Annotated in this window: 16 protein-coding genes; 8 read left to right on the top strand and 8 right to left on the bottom strand. The window is 71.0% G+C overall.

Features of this window, described 5'->3' with window-relative positions:
* Positions 1 to 67 precede the first annotated feature (67 nt).
* Genes FFS51_RS06495 through xseA form a run of 5 tightly spaced genes read right to left on the bottom strand, consistent with a single transcriptional unit; the run spans position 68 to position 4301 of the window.
* On the bottom strand, positions 68 to 1462 hold the full coding sequence (locus tag FFS51_RS06495; protein ID WP_045248686.1) for a class II fumarate hydratase: 1395 nt from the start codon (positions 1460 to 1462) through the stop codon (positions 68 to 70).
* A gap of 32 nt (positions 1463 to 1494) precedes the next feature.
* Entirely contained in the window at positions 1495 to 2130 is a 636-nt protein-coding gene (locus FFS51_RS06490; protein ID WP_137877812.1) for a carbonic anhydrase, read from the bottom strand.
* A complete protein-coding gene (locus tag FFS51_RS06485; RefSeq protein WP_137877811.1) occupies positions 2127 to 2759 on the bottom strand; it encodes a DUF4245 family protein in 633 nt (210 codons plus the stop codon). Before FFS51_RS06485 ends, FFS51_RS06490 begins: the two co-directional genes overlap by 4 nt.
* The gene (locus FFS51_RS06480) at positions 2759 to 2992 is read right to left on the bottom strand and encodes an exodeoxyribonuclease VII small subunit (RefSeq protein WP_045248689.1); all 234 of its coding nucleotides are present in this window, start codon (positions 2990 to 2992) and stop codon (positions 2759 to 2761) included. The genes FFS51_RS06485 and FFS51_RS06480 overlap by 1 nt, the downstream gene beginning before the upstream one ends.
* A gap of 10 nt (positions 2993 to 3002) precedes the next feature.
* Entirely contained in the window at positions 3003 to 4301 is a 1299-nt protein-coding gene (gene xseA / locus FFS51_RS06475; RefSeq protein WP_045248690.1) for an exodeoxyribonuclease VII large subunit, read from the bottom strand.
* A 73-nt stretch (positions 4302 to 4374) separates the two neighbouring features.
* On the opposite strand from xseA, the gene FFS51_RS06470 reads away from it, so the two are divergent.
* From FFS51_RS06470 to FFS51_RS06460, 3 genes are read left to right on the top strand one after another with little or no spacing between them, the layout of a single operon-like run.
* The gene (locus tag FFS51_RS06470; RefSeq protein ID WP_045248742.1) at positions 4375 to 5412 is read left to right on the top strand and encodes a 4-hydroxy-3-methylbut-2-enyl diphosphate reductase; all 1038 of its coding nucleotides are present in this window, start codon (positions 4375 to 4377) and stop codon (positions 5410 to 5412) included.
* Positions 5405 to 5998: a DUF6264 family protein gene (locus tag FFS51_RS06465; protein WP_137877810.1), complete on the top strand. Its 594-nt coding sequence runs from the start codon at positions 5405 to 5407 to the stop codon at positions 5996 to 5998. The genes FFS51_RS06470 and FFS51_RS06465 overlap by 8 nt, the downstream gene beginning before the upstream one ends.
* A gap of 11 nt (positions 5999 to 6009) precedes the next feature.
* Positions 6010 to 6582, top strand: coding sequence for an MOSC domain-containing protein (locus FFS51_RS06460; RefSeq protein ID WP_137877809.1), 573 nt, complete (start codon positions 6010 to 6012; stop codon positions 6580 to 6582).
* 147 nt (positions 6583 to 6729) lie between these two features.
* Here the strand turns inward: FFS51_RS06460 and fbaA are convergent, their stop codons facing one another.
* The gene (gene fbaA / locus FFS51_RS06455; protein WP_045248692.1) at positions 6730 to 7761 is read right to left on the bottom strand and encodes a class II fructose-bisphosphate aldolase; all 1032 of its coding nucleotides are present in this window, start codon (positions 7759 to 7761) and stop codon (positions 6730 to 6732) included.
* 158 nt (positions 7762 to 7919) lie between these two features.
* On the opposite strand from fbaA, the gene glpX reads away from it, so the two are divergent.
* Together glpX and FFS51_RS06445 are read left to right on the top strand one after the other, a co-directional pair.
* Positions 7920 to 8909 carry a class II fructose-bisphosphatase gene (gene glpX / locus FFS51_RS06450; protein ID WP_045248693.1) on the top strand — a complete coding sequence of 330 codons (990 nt, stop codon included), beginning with the start codon at positions 7920 to 7922 and terminating at the stop codon, positions 8907 to 8909.
* A 111-nt stretch (positions 8910 to 9020) separates the two neighbouring features.
* The gene (locus FFS51_RS06445; RefSeq protein WP_045248694.1) at positions 9021 to 9242 is read left to right on the top strand and encodes a hypothetical protein; all 222 of its coding nucleotides are present in this window, start codon (positions 9021 to 9023) and stop codon (positions 9240 to 9242) included.
* 45 nt (positions 9243 to 9287) lie between these two features.
* Here the strand turns inward: FFS51_RS06445 and FFS51_RS06440 are convergent, their stop codons facing one another.
* Together FFS51_RS06440 and FFS51_RS06435 are read right to left on the bottom strand one after the other, a co-directional pair.
* Entirely contained in the window at positions 9288 to 10472 is a 1185-nt protein-coding gene (locus FFS51_RS06440; RefSeq protein WP_137877808.1) for a DNA recombination protein RmuC, read from the bottom strand.
* A 31-nt stretch (positions 10473 to 10503) separates the two neighbouring features.
* A complete protein-coding gene (locus FFS51_RS06435; protein ID WP_137877807.1) occupies positions 10504 to 11091 on the bottom strand; it encodes an exonuclease domain-containing protein in 588 nt (195 codons plus the stop codon).
* A gap of 102 nt (positions 11092 to 11193) precedes the next feature.
* Between FFS51_RS06435 and FFS51_RS06430 the strand changes: the two genes are divergently transcribed.
* From FFS51_RS06430 to ychF, 3 genes are read left to right on the top strand one after another with little or no spacing between them, the layout of a single operon-like run.
* Positions 11194 to 11946 carry a class I SAM-dependent methyltransferase gene (locus FFS51_RS06430; protein WP_137877806.1) on the top strand — a complete coding sequence of 251 codons (753 nt, stop codon included), beginning with the start codon at positions 11194 to 11196 and terminating at the stop codon, positions 11944 to 11946.
* 7 nt (positions 11947 to 11953) lie between these two features.
* Positions 11954 to 12592 carry a dihydrofolate reductase family protein gene (locus FFS51_RS06425; protein WP_056210076.1) on the top strand — a complete coding sequence of 213 codons (639 nt, stop codon included), beginning with the start codon at positions 11954 to 11956 and terminating at the stop codon, positions 12590 to 12592.
* An 11-nt stretch (positions 12593 to 12603) separates the two neighbouring features.
* On the top strand, positions 12604 to 13677 hold the full coding sequence (gene ychF, locus FFS51_RS06420) for a redox-regulated ATPase YchF (protein ID WP_045248699.1): 1074 nt from the start codon (positions 12604 to 12606) through the stop codon (positions 13675 to 13677).
* Positions 13678 to 13747: the final 70 nt, after the last annotated feature.

Below are 13747 nucleotides of genomic sequence, written 5' to 3'. Positions count from 1 at the left end.
TCCGATTATGGCGCGACCCGCCTGCGGCCCCTCGGGAGAGGCCACAGGCGGGTCGGATGCCGCGGGGTCAGCCGGCGTGCGTCATCGAGAGCAGGTCGAGCTTCTCGTCGAGCTGCTCGAGGGTGATCTCGCCGCGCTCGACGTAGCCGAGGTCGATGACCGCCTCGCGCACCGTGATGCCCTTCTTGACCGAGTGCTTCGCGATCTTGGCGGCGGCCTCGTAGCCGATCACCTTGTTGAGGGGCGTGACGATCGACGGCGACATGCCGGCGAACGCGGCGGCACGCTCGAGGTTCGCCTCGAGGCCGTCCACCGTCTTGTCGGCGAGAACGCGGGTCGCGTTCGCGAGCAGACGGATCGACTCGAGCAGCGCCGTGCCCATGACCGGGATCGCGACGTTCAGCTCGAACGCGCCGGATGCCCCGGCCCACGCGACCGTCGCGTCGTTGCCGATGACCCGCGCGGCGACCATGAGTGTCGCCTCGGGGATGACGGGGTTGACCTTGCCGGGCATGATCGAGGAGCCGGGCTGCAGGTCGGGGATGTGCAGCTCGCCGAGGCCCGTGTTCGGGCCGGAGCCCATCCACCGCAGGTCGTTGTTGATCTTGGTGAGCGAGACCGCGATGGTGCGCAGGGCGCCGGATGCCTCGACGAGGCCGTCTCGCGCGCCCTGGGCCTCGAAGTGGTCTTCGGCCTCGGTGATCGGCAGGCCGGTCTCGGCGGCGAGCAGGGCGATGACCTTCTGTGGGAAGCCGAGCGGGGTGTTGATGCCGGTGCCGACGGCCGTGCCGCCGAGGGGCACCTCGCTCACGCGGGGGAGCACCGCATCGATGCGCTCGATGCCGAGACGCACCTGGCGTGCGTAGCCGCCGAATTCCTGCCCGAGGGTGACGGGCGTGGCATCCATCAGGTGGGTGCGGCCCGACTTGACGGCGTCCTTCCAGAGCACGGCCTTCTTCTCCAGTGCCACCGCGAGGTGGTCGAGGGAGGGCTGCAGGTGCTCGATGAGCGCCTGCGTGACGGCGATGTGCACGGAGGTGGGAAACACGTCGTTCGACGACTGCGAGGCGTTGACGTGATCGTTCGGGTGCACGGGGGAGCCGAGTCGCGCCGTCGCGAGGGTGGCCAGCACCTCGTTCATGTTCATGTTCGACGAGGTGCCGGAGCCGGTCTGGTAGGTGTCGACGGGGAACTGGTCGTCGTGGGCGCCGGTGATGACGTCGTCGGCCGCTGCGGCGATCGCGTCGGCGATTCCCGCGTCGAGGGTGCCGAGCTCCTTGTTCGCGAGCGCGGCCGCCTTCTTGATGCGGGCGAGGGCGGCGATCTGCGCGGACTCGAGGCCGGTTCCCGAGATCGGGAAGTTCTCGACGGCGCGCTGCGTCTGTGCGCCGTAGAGCGCCGCGATGGGTACGCGCACCTCCCCCATGGTGTCGTGCTCGATGCGGTACTCGGTCTCGGTCACAGCGTTGTCCCTTCCCAGTGCGGTGTGTGCGGTCAGTTCGTCTCGCCGCCGACGACCACGACGGGCACGGCGGTTCCTTCGGCGAGACGGTAGTTGGCGCCGACGATCGCGAGAGTGCCGGCGGCGACGGCGGTGGAGATGAGCTCGGAGGACTGCAGCAGCGCGTGAACGGTGTTGCGCAGGTGCTCTCGGCCGACGTGCTCGGGGTCGGCGTGCGCGGCCGGAACGTGCTCGGCGCGCATCACTGTGCGCACGGCCGGCACGATGGGCGCGATCTGGTGCCAGATGTGCGTCGGCAGCTCCGGGGCGTCCTCGCCGGTGGAGTCGATCGCGGCCTGCACGGCGCCGCAGGCGTCGTGGGCGAGCACGACGATGAGGGGAACGTTGAGCGCGGCGACCGCGTACTCGAGGCTGCCGACGACGGAGTCGGAGATCACCTGGCCGGCATTGCGCACGACGAACAGGTCGCCGAGCCCTTCGTCGAAGATGATCTCCGCCGCGAGGCGCGAGTCGGCGCAGCCGAAGAGGGCGGCCCGCGGGCGCTGCGCGGCGGCGAGCTCGTGGCGGCGCTCGACATCTTGACGCGGATGCTGCGGCGTGCCCGTCACGAAGCGGGCGTTGCCCTCGAGCATCTGGTTCCAGATGGTGAGCGGAGCGGTGTCGGTCATTGCGCGGCTTCCCGGAGTGTGCGGATCTGTGCGGTGAGGTTCTGTGCGAGCTCGGCGGTCTGCGCCGCGGTCGCAGTGCCGTAGAGGAGGATCGTGTCCTTGCCCGCCGACGTCGCGAGCGCGTACGACACGTTCCCGGCCTTGCTCGGATCGGAGATGTCGTATCGCGTCCAGTCGATGCCGTCGATCGTCAGGGTTCCGTCGGAGGCGGCGCCCGACAGGGTGCGCACCACCCATCCCGAGTCGGCGTCGAACCCCTGGGCGGCACGCAGGTAGCCGGCGGAGTCCGGCACGTAGACGATCGTCCACGCGCTGACGCTGTCGCCCTCGACCTGAGCCTGGTTCACCGTCCAGCCGGTGGGGGTGGCGGGTGCGATGACCGCACGGTTCATGCTGGCCGAGAGGCTCTGCGCGAGGGCGGCCACGTCGGGCGCGGGCGTCGCGGCGAGCTGTCCGCGGGGCACGGCGAGCACGACGACCACGACGATCGCCATCGTGGCGAGCAGGGCGGCGAGGAGGTTCCGGAACGTCTTGCTCGACCGGTAGGCCCGCGACGACTCGGCCTTGCGGTCGGCGGTCTCCTGCGGGGTCTCGGGGCGGCCGAGCTCGGCGACGATGCGCTCGGCCATCAGCTCTCGTCGCCTTCGGCGGTGGACCGTGCCGCGTCGAGGCGCCGCTTGGCCCCGCGCAGCCACTCTTCGCAGCGGGCGGCGAGCGCCTCGCCGCGTTCCCACAATGCGAGGGAGTGCTCGAGAGTGGGGGCGCCCTGTTCGAGCTCCGCGACCACCCGCACCAGTTCGTCGCGCGCCTGCTCGAACGAGAGTTCGGCGACGTCAGACGGGCGCGCGTCCGAGTCGGTCATGCCAACCATCCTAATCTCCGGCGGTCGCCGCCGACGGCCCCTCGGCGAGCTCGCCCTCGCTGCGCGCGGCGAGCGAGCCGCGTCCGACGGTGACGACCAGGGCGCTCCCCGTGGGGGCGTCGGCGGCGTCGCGCAGCACGCGCCCGTCGGGGTGGTAGGCGATCGCGTAGCCGCGCGCGAGTGTCGCGCCGGGGGAGAGCGCGCGCAGCGCGGCGCGCAGTTCCGCGCTCTGGCGGGCCGCGGCATCCCATCGTCTGTCGACGGTGTCGCGACCGCGCGCGGTCAGCAGCACGAGCTCGTGCACCCGCGGGTCGAGCAGGGCGTCGGGCGTGCGCAGCACGGGACGCGAGCGCAGCTGCTCGAGCTGGGCGATGTCGTGCTGCACGCGCTGGGTCAGCCGCAGCGTCGCGCGGGCGCGCAGCTGCTGCACGATGGCGCGCTGCTCGCCGACGTCGGGCACGACGCGCTTGGCGGCATCCGTCGGCGTCGAGGCGCGCAGGTCCGCGACATCGTCGAGGATCGGATGATCGTTCTCGTGCCCGATCGCACTGACGACGGGGGTGGATGCCGCGGCCACCGCGCGCACGAGGCGTTCGTCGCTGAATCCCAGAAGGTGCAGCGGGTCGCCGCCGCCGCGGGCGATGACGATGACGTCGACGTCCGGGTCGGCGTCGAGCAGCTCCAGGGCGGCGACGATCTCGCCGACGCTGCGCTCGCCCTGCACCGCTGCGTGCTCGACGCGGAACCGCACGCCCGGCCAGCGCAGCTCGGCGTTGCGGAGCACGTCCTTCTCGGCGTCGGAGCGCTCGCCGGTGATGAGGCCGATGCGCTGGGGCAGGAACGGCAGCGGCCGCTTGCGGGACGCGTCGAACAATCCCTCGGCGTAGAGGGCGGCGCGCAGGCGCTCGATCCGCTCGAACTGGTCACCGAGACCGAGCGGATGCATCGCCGAGACGATGACGCTGAAGTCACCCGACTTGACGAAATAGTCCGCCTTCACCGACGCGACGACGTGGTCGCCGACCTTCAGATCGTCGGCGAGACGGCTGCGGACGCTTCCCCAGATGCGGAACGCGATGCTGGCGTCGGAGTCGGGATCGGTCAGACGTCCGTACACGTTGCCGGCCCGCAGGTTCCAGGAGGTGATCTCGCCCTCGACCCAGACCGACCCCCAGGCCGACACGAAGTCGCGGATGGTCTGGTTGAAGCGCCCGACGGAGGTCGGGGCATCCTTCGTGGCATCCCTCGGGTGCACGGACGCCGGCGGAGGGGTCTCGCCGGGGGCGAGCTCGGGCTCGAACCTGGCCATGCGATCCTCCCGCGCCCTCCCAGGCGTCGATCATTAGACTCGACGGGTGACCTCCGCCGCCGTCTCCCTGCCTGTGCCCCGCGTTCCGGGCCGTCGCGGGCGCCTTCAGGATAACCCGGTCGACGGCGTCAAGAAGGTGCTGCTCGCCGCCCCGCGCGGCTACTGCGCGGGTGTCGACCGCGCCGTCGTGGCCGTCGAGAAGGCGCTCGAGCGGTTCGGCGCCCCGGTCTACGTGCGCAAGCAGATCGTGCACAACATCCATGTGGTGCGCGAGCTCGAGAGCAAGGGGGCGATCTTCGTCGACGAGGTCGACGCGGTGCCCGAGGGGGCGCACGTCGTCTTCAGCGCGCACGGTGTGTCGCCCGCCGTGGTGAACGCGGCATCCGATCGCGGTCTCGTCGCGATCGACGCGACCTGCCCGCTGGTCACCAAGGTGCACCGCGAGGCGGTGCGGTTCGCGCGCGACGACTTCGAGATCCTGCTGATCGGCCACACCGGTCACGAGGAGGTCGAGGGGACCGCCGGAGAGGCGCCCGACCACGTGACGATCGTGAACTCGCCCGCCGACGCCGCCACCGTCGAGGTGCGCGACCCGTCGAAGGTCGTGTGGCTGTCGCAGACGACGCTGTCGGTCGACGAGACGATGGAGACCGTGCGGCGTCTGCGCGAGCGCTTCCCCGAGCTGCAGGATCCGCCGTCGGACGACATCTGCTACGCCACCCAGAACCGCCAGGTCGCCATCAAGAAGGTCGCGCAGGGCGCGGACCTCGTGATCGTCGTCGGATCGGCCAATTCGTCGAACAGCGTGCGGCTGGTCGAGGTCGCCCTCGAGCACGGCGCGAAGGCGGCGTACCGCGTCGACTACGCGTCGGAGGTGCAGCAGGAGTGGCTCGACGGCGTCGCGACCGTCGGGGTGACCAGCGGGGCTTCCGTTCCCGAGGTGCTCGTGCAGGAGGTGCTCGACGAGTTGTCGGGCGCCGGCTACTCCGACGTCGAAGAGGTGCGTACGGCCGAGGAGGACCTGCTGTTCTCGCTGCCGAAGGAACTGCGTCAGGATGCCACGGGTCGCCGCGACGCCCGGGCGCTGGGAGGGCGATCCGGCCGTGAGTGACCCGCAGGAGTCCCCCGAGGAGCGCCCGCGCCCGCAGTTCGGCGAGTACGCCACGCCCGAGGAACAGCGCGCCCGCATCCGTCAGCCCTCCGTCACCGACCACCTGTCGGACGGCATCGCGCCGCCGCCGCCGGCCGCGCCTCCCGTCCTTCCGCCCCCGGCGCCGGTCAGCGGCGCGGCGGTGCGGCGGCCTCGACTCATCGACCGCGTCGCGACCTTCGTGCTGCTCGGCTACGGGCTGGTCACCGTGCTGAGCGCCATTCCGCAGTTCGTCGACTTCACCGGTTTCGTCAGTACGCTCTCGCAGGTCATGGGTCTGCGATCGGACCTTCCGGTGCCCGCGTCGGGTCGCGCGTGGGGCATCGCCGCCGCCGTCGTGCTCGGGGTCGGTTGGCTCGCCACGTTCGTGCTCTCCTGGGCCGTGACACGTTCGGGGCGTCTCGCCTTCTGGATCCCGCTCGTCGCGGGAGCCGTGATCAACATCCTCGCGTCGTTCCTGGTCGTCGTGCCGCTGCTGTCGGACCCGGCCTTCCTCACCGCCATCCAGAGCGTCGGCGTCATCGCGCCGAGTCCGACCGCCACCTGAGGGAGACCGCCATGCCTCGCGTCATCGCCGTCTGCGTCGTGCACGACCTGCGTCCCGATGCGGGCACGGTGGGCGTGACGGCGATCGACAAGCGGCCCGTCGAGGGCCCCGTGAAGGTGGGTCCTTACGGCGTCTACGCCGACGTGCAGGCGGACCGCAAGCATCATGGCGGCCTCGACCAGGCCGTCTACGTCTATGCCGAAGAAGACGCGCGGTTCTGGGAGGGCGAGCTCGGCCGAATGCTCGCGCCCGGCTTCTTCGGGGAGAACCTGCGGGTCGAGGGGCTGGATGTCAACGCCGCGCGTGTCGGCGAGGTCTGGCGCATCGGCGCGACCCTCGAAGTACAGGTGACGTCGCCGCGCAAGCCCTGCCAGACATTCGCGCGGTGGGTCGGCGGTGACGACGAGCGCGGGTGGGTCAAGCGATTCACCCGCGAGGGGCGTCTCGGCCCCTACCTGCGCGTGCTCACGCCGGGCGAGGTCGCGGCCGGAGATGAGATCACGGTGCTGTCGGTGCCGGATGATGCCCCCACCGTGATCGACGGGGTTCCGGGCGTCGCGCGAGCCGCGGCATCCGCTCTCTGACGGCCGGTCGCTCCGCGGTCACCCGGCTCGGCGCCGGAGCGTGACCCACCGCGGCGACGGGCACGGATGCGTGCACCGTCGACGGGGGGAGCCGGAGACGCGACGACGCCCCGCCCACCGAAGTGAGCGGGGCGTCGCGGGAACGTGTCAGGCGCCGAGCGACTTGCCCGCCGAACCGAGCTGCTGCGTGGCCTCGACGACGCGCACGGCCATCGCCGACTCGGCGACCTTGCCCCAGGCGCGCGGGTCGTAGGCCTTCTTGTTGCCCACCTCGCCGTCGAGCTTGAGCACGCCGTCGTAGTTGGAGAACATGTAGCCGGCGATCGAGCGGGTGAACGCGTACTGCGTGTCGGTGTCGATGTTCATCTTCACGACGCCGTTCGCGACCGCGAGCGCGATCTCCTCGGGGGTCGAGCCCGAGCCGCCGTGGAAGACGAGGTCGAGCGGCTTGGGGCCGGTGCCGAACTTCTCGGCGATGCCGGCCTGGATCTCGCCGAGGAGCTCCGGGCGCAGCTTGACGTTGCCGGGCTTGTAGACGCCGTGCACGTTGCCGAAGGTCAGGGCCGAGATGTAGCGGCCCTTCTCGCCGAGCCCGAGGGCCTCGACGGCCTTGGTGACGTCACCCACGGTCGTGTAGAGCGCGTCGTTGGTGCCCTCGTGCTTGACGCCGTCCTCTTCGCCGCCGACGACGCCGACCTCGATCTCGAGGATGGCGTGGATGTTCTTGAGGCGGGGGAGGAGTTCGGCGGCGATGTCGATGTTCTCGTCGAGGGGCACCGCGGAGCCGTCCCACATGTGGGACTGGAAGATCGGGTTGCGACCGGCGCGCACCTCTTCCTCGGACGCCTCGAGAAGGGGCAGCACGAAGCCGGGGAGCGCGTCCTTCGGGCAGTGGTCGGTGTGCAGGGCGACGGTGATGTCGTAGTTCTTGGCGACCTCGGTGACGTACTTGGCGAAGGCCAGTGCGCCGGTGGCGCGGGCCTTGACGGTCTGGCCGGCGAAGTAGTCGGCGCCACCGGTGGTCACCTGGAGGATGCCGTCGGAGCCCGCCTCGGCGAGGCCCTGGAGGACGGCGTTGATCGTCTGCGAGCTCGACACGTTGATCGCGGGGTACGCGAAGCCGCCGGCCTTCGCGCGGTCGAGCATGTCGGCGTACTGATCAGGGGTGGCGACGGGCATGGGGGCTCCTTGAGTGAGGCGTCGTTTCCATGCGCAACTCTAGCGAAGGGGCCCGGATGCCGCGGCTCCGCCGCCGTGCGAAAGAAGCGGCGATCTTTCGGGGCTCAAGCGCCGAAAACGGCGGGGTTCGACACACTTCGATCGATAGGCTGGCGTCCATGGTGAGTCTGACCGCGGACATGAGCCCGCTGCATCCCGATCGAAACCTGGCTCTCGAGCTCGTCCGTGCCACCGAGGCCGCCGCCATCCGGTCGGTGCCGTTCATCGGCCGCGGGGCGAAGGAAGCGGCCGACGGTGCCGCCGTCGACGCGATGCGCGCGTTCCTCGGCACCGTCAACTTCGACGGCGTCATCGTCATCGGCGAGGGCGAGAAGGACAACGCCCCCATGCTCTTCAACGGCGAGCACGTCGGCACCGGTCGCGGCCCGCAGTGCGATGTCGCCGTCGATCCCATCGACGGCACGTCGCTGACGGCCGCGGGACGCAACAACGCGCTGTCGGTCATCGCCGTGTCCGACCGCGGCGCGATGCTCGACGCGTCGAGCGTGTTCTACATGGACAAGCTCGTCACGGGCCCTGCCGGCGTCGGCGTCGTCGACATCCGCCTGCCCATCGGCGAGAACATCCGCCGCCTCGCGAAGGCGACCGGCAAGCCGGTGGAGGAGATCGTCGTCTCGGTGCTGCACCGCGATCGTCACGAGCGTCTCATCGAGGAGATCCGCGAGGCCGGTGCGGGCACCCGCCTCATGTCGGACGGCGACGTCGCGGGCGGCATCAACGCGGCGCGGCACAACGCACGCACCGACATCTGCGTGGGTGTGGGCGGCAGCCCCGAGGGCATCGTCACGGCCTGCGCGATCAAAGCGCTCGGCGGCCACATCCAGGGGCGCCTCTGGCCCCGCAACGACGACGAGAAGCAGCGCGGTCTCGACGCCGGGCTCAAGTTCGACGATTTCGTCTACGAGGCCGACGACCTGGTCAAGGGAAACAACACGATCTTCGTGGCGACCGGAGTCACCGACGGCCAGCTCGTCGGCGGTGTGCGTCGCGAGGGCGACCACATCTACACCGAGAGCGTCGTGCTGCGCGGCGCATCGGGAACCCTCCGTCGCATCTCCTCGGAGCACCTCACCTCGAAGTGGCTCTGACGGTCTTCGACGACGTTTGCCACGGCGACACGACCCGGTGCCGCGGCGGCGGTCTGGCAGAATGAGACCGTCGCCCGCGCCCGCGGGCGGGCTTGCGTGAAGGGACAGAGGATGTCGGCACCCACCGGTTCCACTCCCGATTCCGCGACTCCGCAGACAGGTGCGATGAAGGTCGTCGCCGCCGCGGTCGACCCGGCGCGACGCCCGGACGTGCTGCTGCGCAAGCGGCGCCCCGAGGGCGAGCAGATGAGTGCGTGGTGGCCCATCGGCGCGTTCGTCGTGATCTCGGCGATCGTGATCGCGCTCATGAACTTCGTACCCGGCGGAGCCTGAGCCACTCGTCGCCAGCCGCTCGGACGGTCGCTTCGGCGGGCGCCGTCAGTCGTCGATCGCCGCGAGCAGTTCGGGTGCGGTGAGCCGACGCGGCGACTTCTCGATCGGTGCCGGTGCGATGACGGCGTCGCGCTTGGTCTCGTCGATCCCGGGGAACCTGCGCGCTGTCACGAGCACCCGCGACTCGAGCGAACCGGCGAAACCGTTGTAGGCGTCGACAGTGCGCTCGAGGGCTCTGCGGAGCGAGTCGGCGTGCCCGGCGAGACCGCCGAGCCGCTCGTAGAGCTGCGATCCCAGGTCGAACAGGGTGCGTGCCTCGGCGGAGACCTCCTGCTGCGTCCAGGTGAAGGCGACCGTCTTCAGCACCGCCCACAGGTTCACGGGCGACGCGAGCGCGACCCGTCTGGTGAACGCGTAGTCGAGCAGGGCGGGGTCTTCATCGAGGGCCGAGGCCAGCAGAGACTCGCTCGGCAGGAAGCAGATGACGAACTCGGGGCTCGCGTCGAGGCCCGCCCAATATGCCTTCTTCGCCAGGGCGTCGACGTGGGCGCGCACCGCGCGGGCGTGCCGCGTCATGAGCGTGCGGCGGCGTTCGCCGTCGTCGCCGGTCGCGGTCAGCGCGATCGCGGATGCCTCGAGGTAGGCGTCGAGCGGAACCTTCGCGTCGAGGGCGAGGGCCTTGCCGCCGGGAAGGCGCACCACCATGTCGGGACGGCCCGCACCGGCATCCGAGGACAGCGAGCTCTGCAGGTCGAAGTCGACGTGGCGGGTGAGGCCCGCTGCCTCGACGACGCGACGCAGCTGCGTCTCGCCCCAGACGCCGCGTGTGGCGCCCGAGCGCAGCGCGCTCGCGAGCGACTCGGTCGTCGCGCGCAGCGCCTCATCCGATTCCTGTGCGCGGCGCAGCTGCTCGGCCAGGGAGCCGTATTGCGTCTGACGCTCCCGCTCGAGCTCGTCGACCCGGCGCCGCATCACGTGCAGCGTCTCGCTGACCGGCGCGAGCGCGCGCAGCACCGACTGGTCACGGCGCTCGCGGTCGTCGCGCGCCTCGAGCTCGGCGCGCGCGTGGGCGAGCTCCTCCCGCGCCGCCGCGGTGGCGGCCTCCGCCGCCGCCACCCGCGCCCGCTGGTCGCCCTGGGCGCGGGCGTGCCGAGCGGATGCCACCGCCCACGCGATGACCGCGCCGATCGCGGCGGCGACGATCGCGATCACGACGGTGGCGGCATCCATGGTCACAGTGTGGGGGAGGGTGCCGACATCGTCAGGCGGCGACGGCGGCGGGCTCGGCGAGGGTGCCGATGCGCACGCCCGCGAGCGCGGCGAGCTCGTCGATGTCGCCGGCGCCGAGGCGTCGGGCGGCGTCGATCATGATGTGCGCGCAGGCCGCGGCATCCGCTGTCGCGTCGTGGTGGGGGAATGGGCCGAACCCGGCCGCGTCGGCGACCGCCGGGAGACGGTACGACGGCAGGTCGTAGACGCGGCGCGCGACCTGCACGCTGCAGGCGTAGCGCGCCGGAGGGCACGCGTCACCGGTGGCCTCGCAGGCCCGCCGGATGACCGCCATGTCGAAGCCCGCGTTGTGTGCGACCAGCACGTCGTCGCCCGTGAAGCGCGCGAGAGCGGGCAGCTGCTCGGTCCAGGTCGGCGCGCTCTCGACATCGTCGGGGTGGATGCCGTGGATGCCCACGTTGATCTCGAAGAACCGGTCGTGGCCGGCGGGCGGGCGGATCAGCCAGCCCGCGGTCTCGACGATGCGTCCGTTGCGCACGCGTGCGAGCCCGACGGCGCACGCCGACGCACTGGAGGAGTTCGCCGTCTCGAAGTCGATCGCGGTGAAGTCCAGGGCCACGCTCCTACCGTGCGCCCGCGCGCCGGGACGTCCGGTGCGCCACGCCGACGACGGGCGGATGTCGCGCTGCGGCCGTCGTGCCCCCGGCGTAGGGTCGCAGACATGGCAGGCAGAGACCAGATGTCGACCTCGTTCGGTGCGGTGGCGGGGACCTATGAGGCCGGGCGACCCGACTATCCGTGGGAGGCGGTCGGGTGGATGCTCGAGCCCGCGCTCGACGGCGACCGCCCGCTGCGCGTCGCCGACGTCGGCGCCGGCACCGGGAAGCTCACCCGCGTCGTCGCGGCCGGTCGCGCCGAGGTCGTCGCGATCGACCCCGATCCGGCGATGCTCGCGCAGCTGCGTGACACCGTCCCCGGGGTTCCCACGTTCGTCGGCACCGCCGAGCAGCTGCCGCTGCCCGCGGCATCCGTCGACGCCGTCGTCCTGGGGCAGGCCTGGCACTGGGTCGATGTCGCGCCCGCCTCGGCCGAGATCGGTCGGGTGCTGCGCTCCGGAGGTGTGCTCGGACTGGTGTGGAACCTGCGCGACGATCGCGACCCGTGGGTACGTCGCATGACCGAGGTGATGCACGGCTCGAACGCCGAGAACATGATGGATGCCGGCGGCCCCACGGTCGAGGCGCCGTTCGACGGTCTCGAATCCGAGGTGTGGGACTGGGCTCGGCCGATGACCGCCGAGCAGCTGTGGGCGATGATGCGCTCGCGCAGCTACATCATCACTGCCAGCCCGGCCGATCGCGGGGCCATCGAGGAGCGCTTCGCCGCGGTGCTCGCCGAGCGTCCCGAGCTCGCCGCGGGCGGCACCATCGACCTTCCGTACCGCACTCACGCGTTCCGCGCGCGACGGCCGTGAGCGCACGATGACCGGCCGCCCTCTCACCGTCTGCAACTTCGTGACCGTCGACGGGCGCTACGAAGACGACACGCACGACATCGCCTCGTTCTTCGCGCACCAGCACCCCGACTACGCGGGCGCCGACACGTTCGACCACTACACGACCGCGCTCATGCGGGCCAGCGACACCCTGCTGCTCGCGGGACGGCGCTCGGCGCTGCAGAACCTCGCGTACTGGCGGTCGGTCGAATCGGATGCCGCCGCCACCGCGATCCGGCGGGAGTTCGCTGCGCTCATCCGTACGATCGAGGTGGTCATCGTCTCCGACACCGTGTCCGAGGCGGACCTCGCCGATCATCCGCAGGCGCGGGTGGTGCGTCGGGCCGAGGCCCGTGCGGAGGTCGCCGCACTGAAGCGGCGGGACGGGCGCGGCATCCTCGTGCTGCTGTCGCGGCTGCTGTGGAACGACCTGATGCACGCCGGTCTCGTCGACGAGCTGCACCTCGTCACCTTCCCGCTCATCGCGGGCACCGGCGTGCCGCTCTTCGATGCCAAGCCGGCCGTCGCGCTGAAGCTGCTCGAGACCCGCACGTGGACCGGAAGCGGCAACGTGCTCATGCGCTGGCGGGTCGATGCCGCCGAGTCGCGGCATCCGCGCCCGTAGACTGAACCCCCGTGGCTCTCACCATCGGAATCGTCGGACTCCCGAACGTCGGCAAGTCGACCCTCTTCAACGCCCTGACCAAGAACCAGGTTCTCGCCGCGAACTACCCGTTCGCGACGATCGAGCCGAACGTGGGCGTGGTGAACCTGCCCGACGTGCGCCTGCAGCAGCTCGCGGATGTGTTCCACAGCGAGCGGCTCGTGCCCGCCTCGGTGTCGTTCGTCGACATCGCGGGCATCGTGCGCGGAGCGAGCGAGGGGGAGGGGCTCGGCAACCAGTTCCTCGCGAACATCCGCGAGGCCGACGCCATCGCGCAGGTCGTGCGCGGCTTCGCCGACGCCGACGTCGTGCACGTCGACGGCAAGGTCGACCCGCAGGCCGACCTCGAGACGATCGGCGCCGAGTTGATGCTCGCCGACCTGCAGACCCTCGAGAAGGCGATCCCGCGCATCGAGAAGGAGGTCAAGAGCAAGAAGACCGATCCCGGTGTGCTCGATGCCGCGACCGCCGCGAAGGACGCCCTCGAGCGCGGCGTGCTGCTGTCGGCATCCGCTCTCGACCTCGCGCCCATCAAGGAACTCGGACTGCTCACCGCCAAGCCCTTCATCTTCGTCTTCAACGTCGACGAGTCGGTGCTGACGGATGCCGCCCGTCTCGCCGAACTCGCGGCACTCGTCGCCCCCGCGAAGGCGGTGTTCCTCGACGCGAAGATCGAGTCCGAGCTCATCGACCTCGACCCCGAGGATGCCGCGGAGCTGCTGGCCTCCACCGGTCAGAGCGAGTCGGGTCTCGACCAGCTCGCGCGCGTCGGCTTCGACACGCTCGGGCTGCAGACCTACCTGACCGCGGGCCCGAAGGAGGCCCGCGCGTGGACGATCGGCAAGGGCTGGAAGGCCCCGCAGGCCGCCGGAGTGATCCACACCGACTTCGAGAAGGGCTTCATCAAGGCCGAGGTGATCTCGTTCCAGGACCTGCTCGACGCTGGGTCGGTCGTCGAGGCGCGCTCGCGCGGCAAGGCCCGCCTCGAGGGCAAGGAATACGTCATGCAGGACGGCGACGTCGTGGAGTTCCGCTTCAACAACTGAGGCGGGGCTGGCGGGAGTGGCGTCTCGCCGGTGCGGTTCTGTCCGCATGATGGCGCACCGACTCGCGACG

It is taken from the genome of Microbacterium sp. 4NA327F11 (genome assembly GCF_005503465.1).
Taxonomy (GTDB): domain Bacteria; phylum Actinomycetota; class Actinomycetes; order Actinomycetales; family Microbacteriaceae; genus Microbacterium; species Microbacterium ginsengisoli.
The sequence above is the reverse complement of the archived record's forward strand: the minus strand, read 5'-3'. Positions and strand labels throughout refer to the sequence as shown.

Bases quoted from the DNA above. Each gene is read 5' to 3' on its own strand.
- FFS51_RS06490 (WP_137877812.1), bottom strand. From the start codon at position 2,130: ATGACCGACACCGCTCCGCTCACCATCTGGAACCAGATGCTCGAGGGC.
- FFS51_RS06485 (WP_137877811.1), bottom strand. From the start codon at position 2,759: ATGGCCGAGCGCATCGTCGCCGAGCTCGGCCGCCCCGAGACCCCGCAG.
- FFS51_RS06480 (WP_045248689.1), bottom strand. From the start codon at position 2,992: ATGACCGACTCGGACGCGCGCCCGTCTGACGTCGCCGAACTCTCGTTC.
- xseA (WP_045248690.1), bottom strand. From the start codon at position 4,301: ATGGCCAGGTTCGAGCCCGAGCTCGCCCCCGGCGAGACCCCTCCGCCG.
- FFS51_RS06460 (WP_137877809.1), top strand. From the start codon at position 6,010: ATGCCTCGCGTCATCGCCGTCTGCGTCGTGCACGACCTGCGTCCCGAT.
- fbaA (WP_045248692.1), bottom strand. From the start codon at position 7,761: ATGCCCGTCGCCACCCCTGATCAGTACGCCGACATGCTCGACCGCGCG.
- glpX (WP_045248693.1), top strand. From the start codon at position 7,920: ATGGTGAGTCTGACCGCGGACATGAGCCCGCTGCATCCCGATCGAAAC.
- FFS51_RS06445 (WP_045248694.1), top strand. From the start codon at position 9,021: ATGTCGGCACCCACCGGTTCCACTCCCGATTCCGCGACTCCGCAGACA.
- FFS51_RS06440 (WP_137877808.1), bottom strand. From the start codon at position 10,472: ATGGATGCCGCCACCGTCGTGATCGCGATCGTCGCCGCCGCGATCGGC.
- FFS51_RS06430 (WP_137877806.1), top strand. From the start codon at position 11,194: ATGGCAGGCAGAGACCAGATGTCGACCTCGTTCGGTGCGGTGGCGGGG.
- FFS51_RS06425 (WP_056210076.1), top strand. From the start codon at position 11,954: ATGACCGGCCGCCCTCTCACCGTCTGCAACTTCGTGACCGTCGACGGG.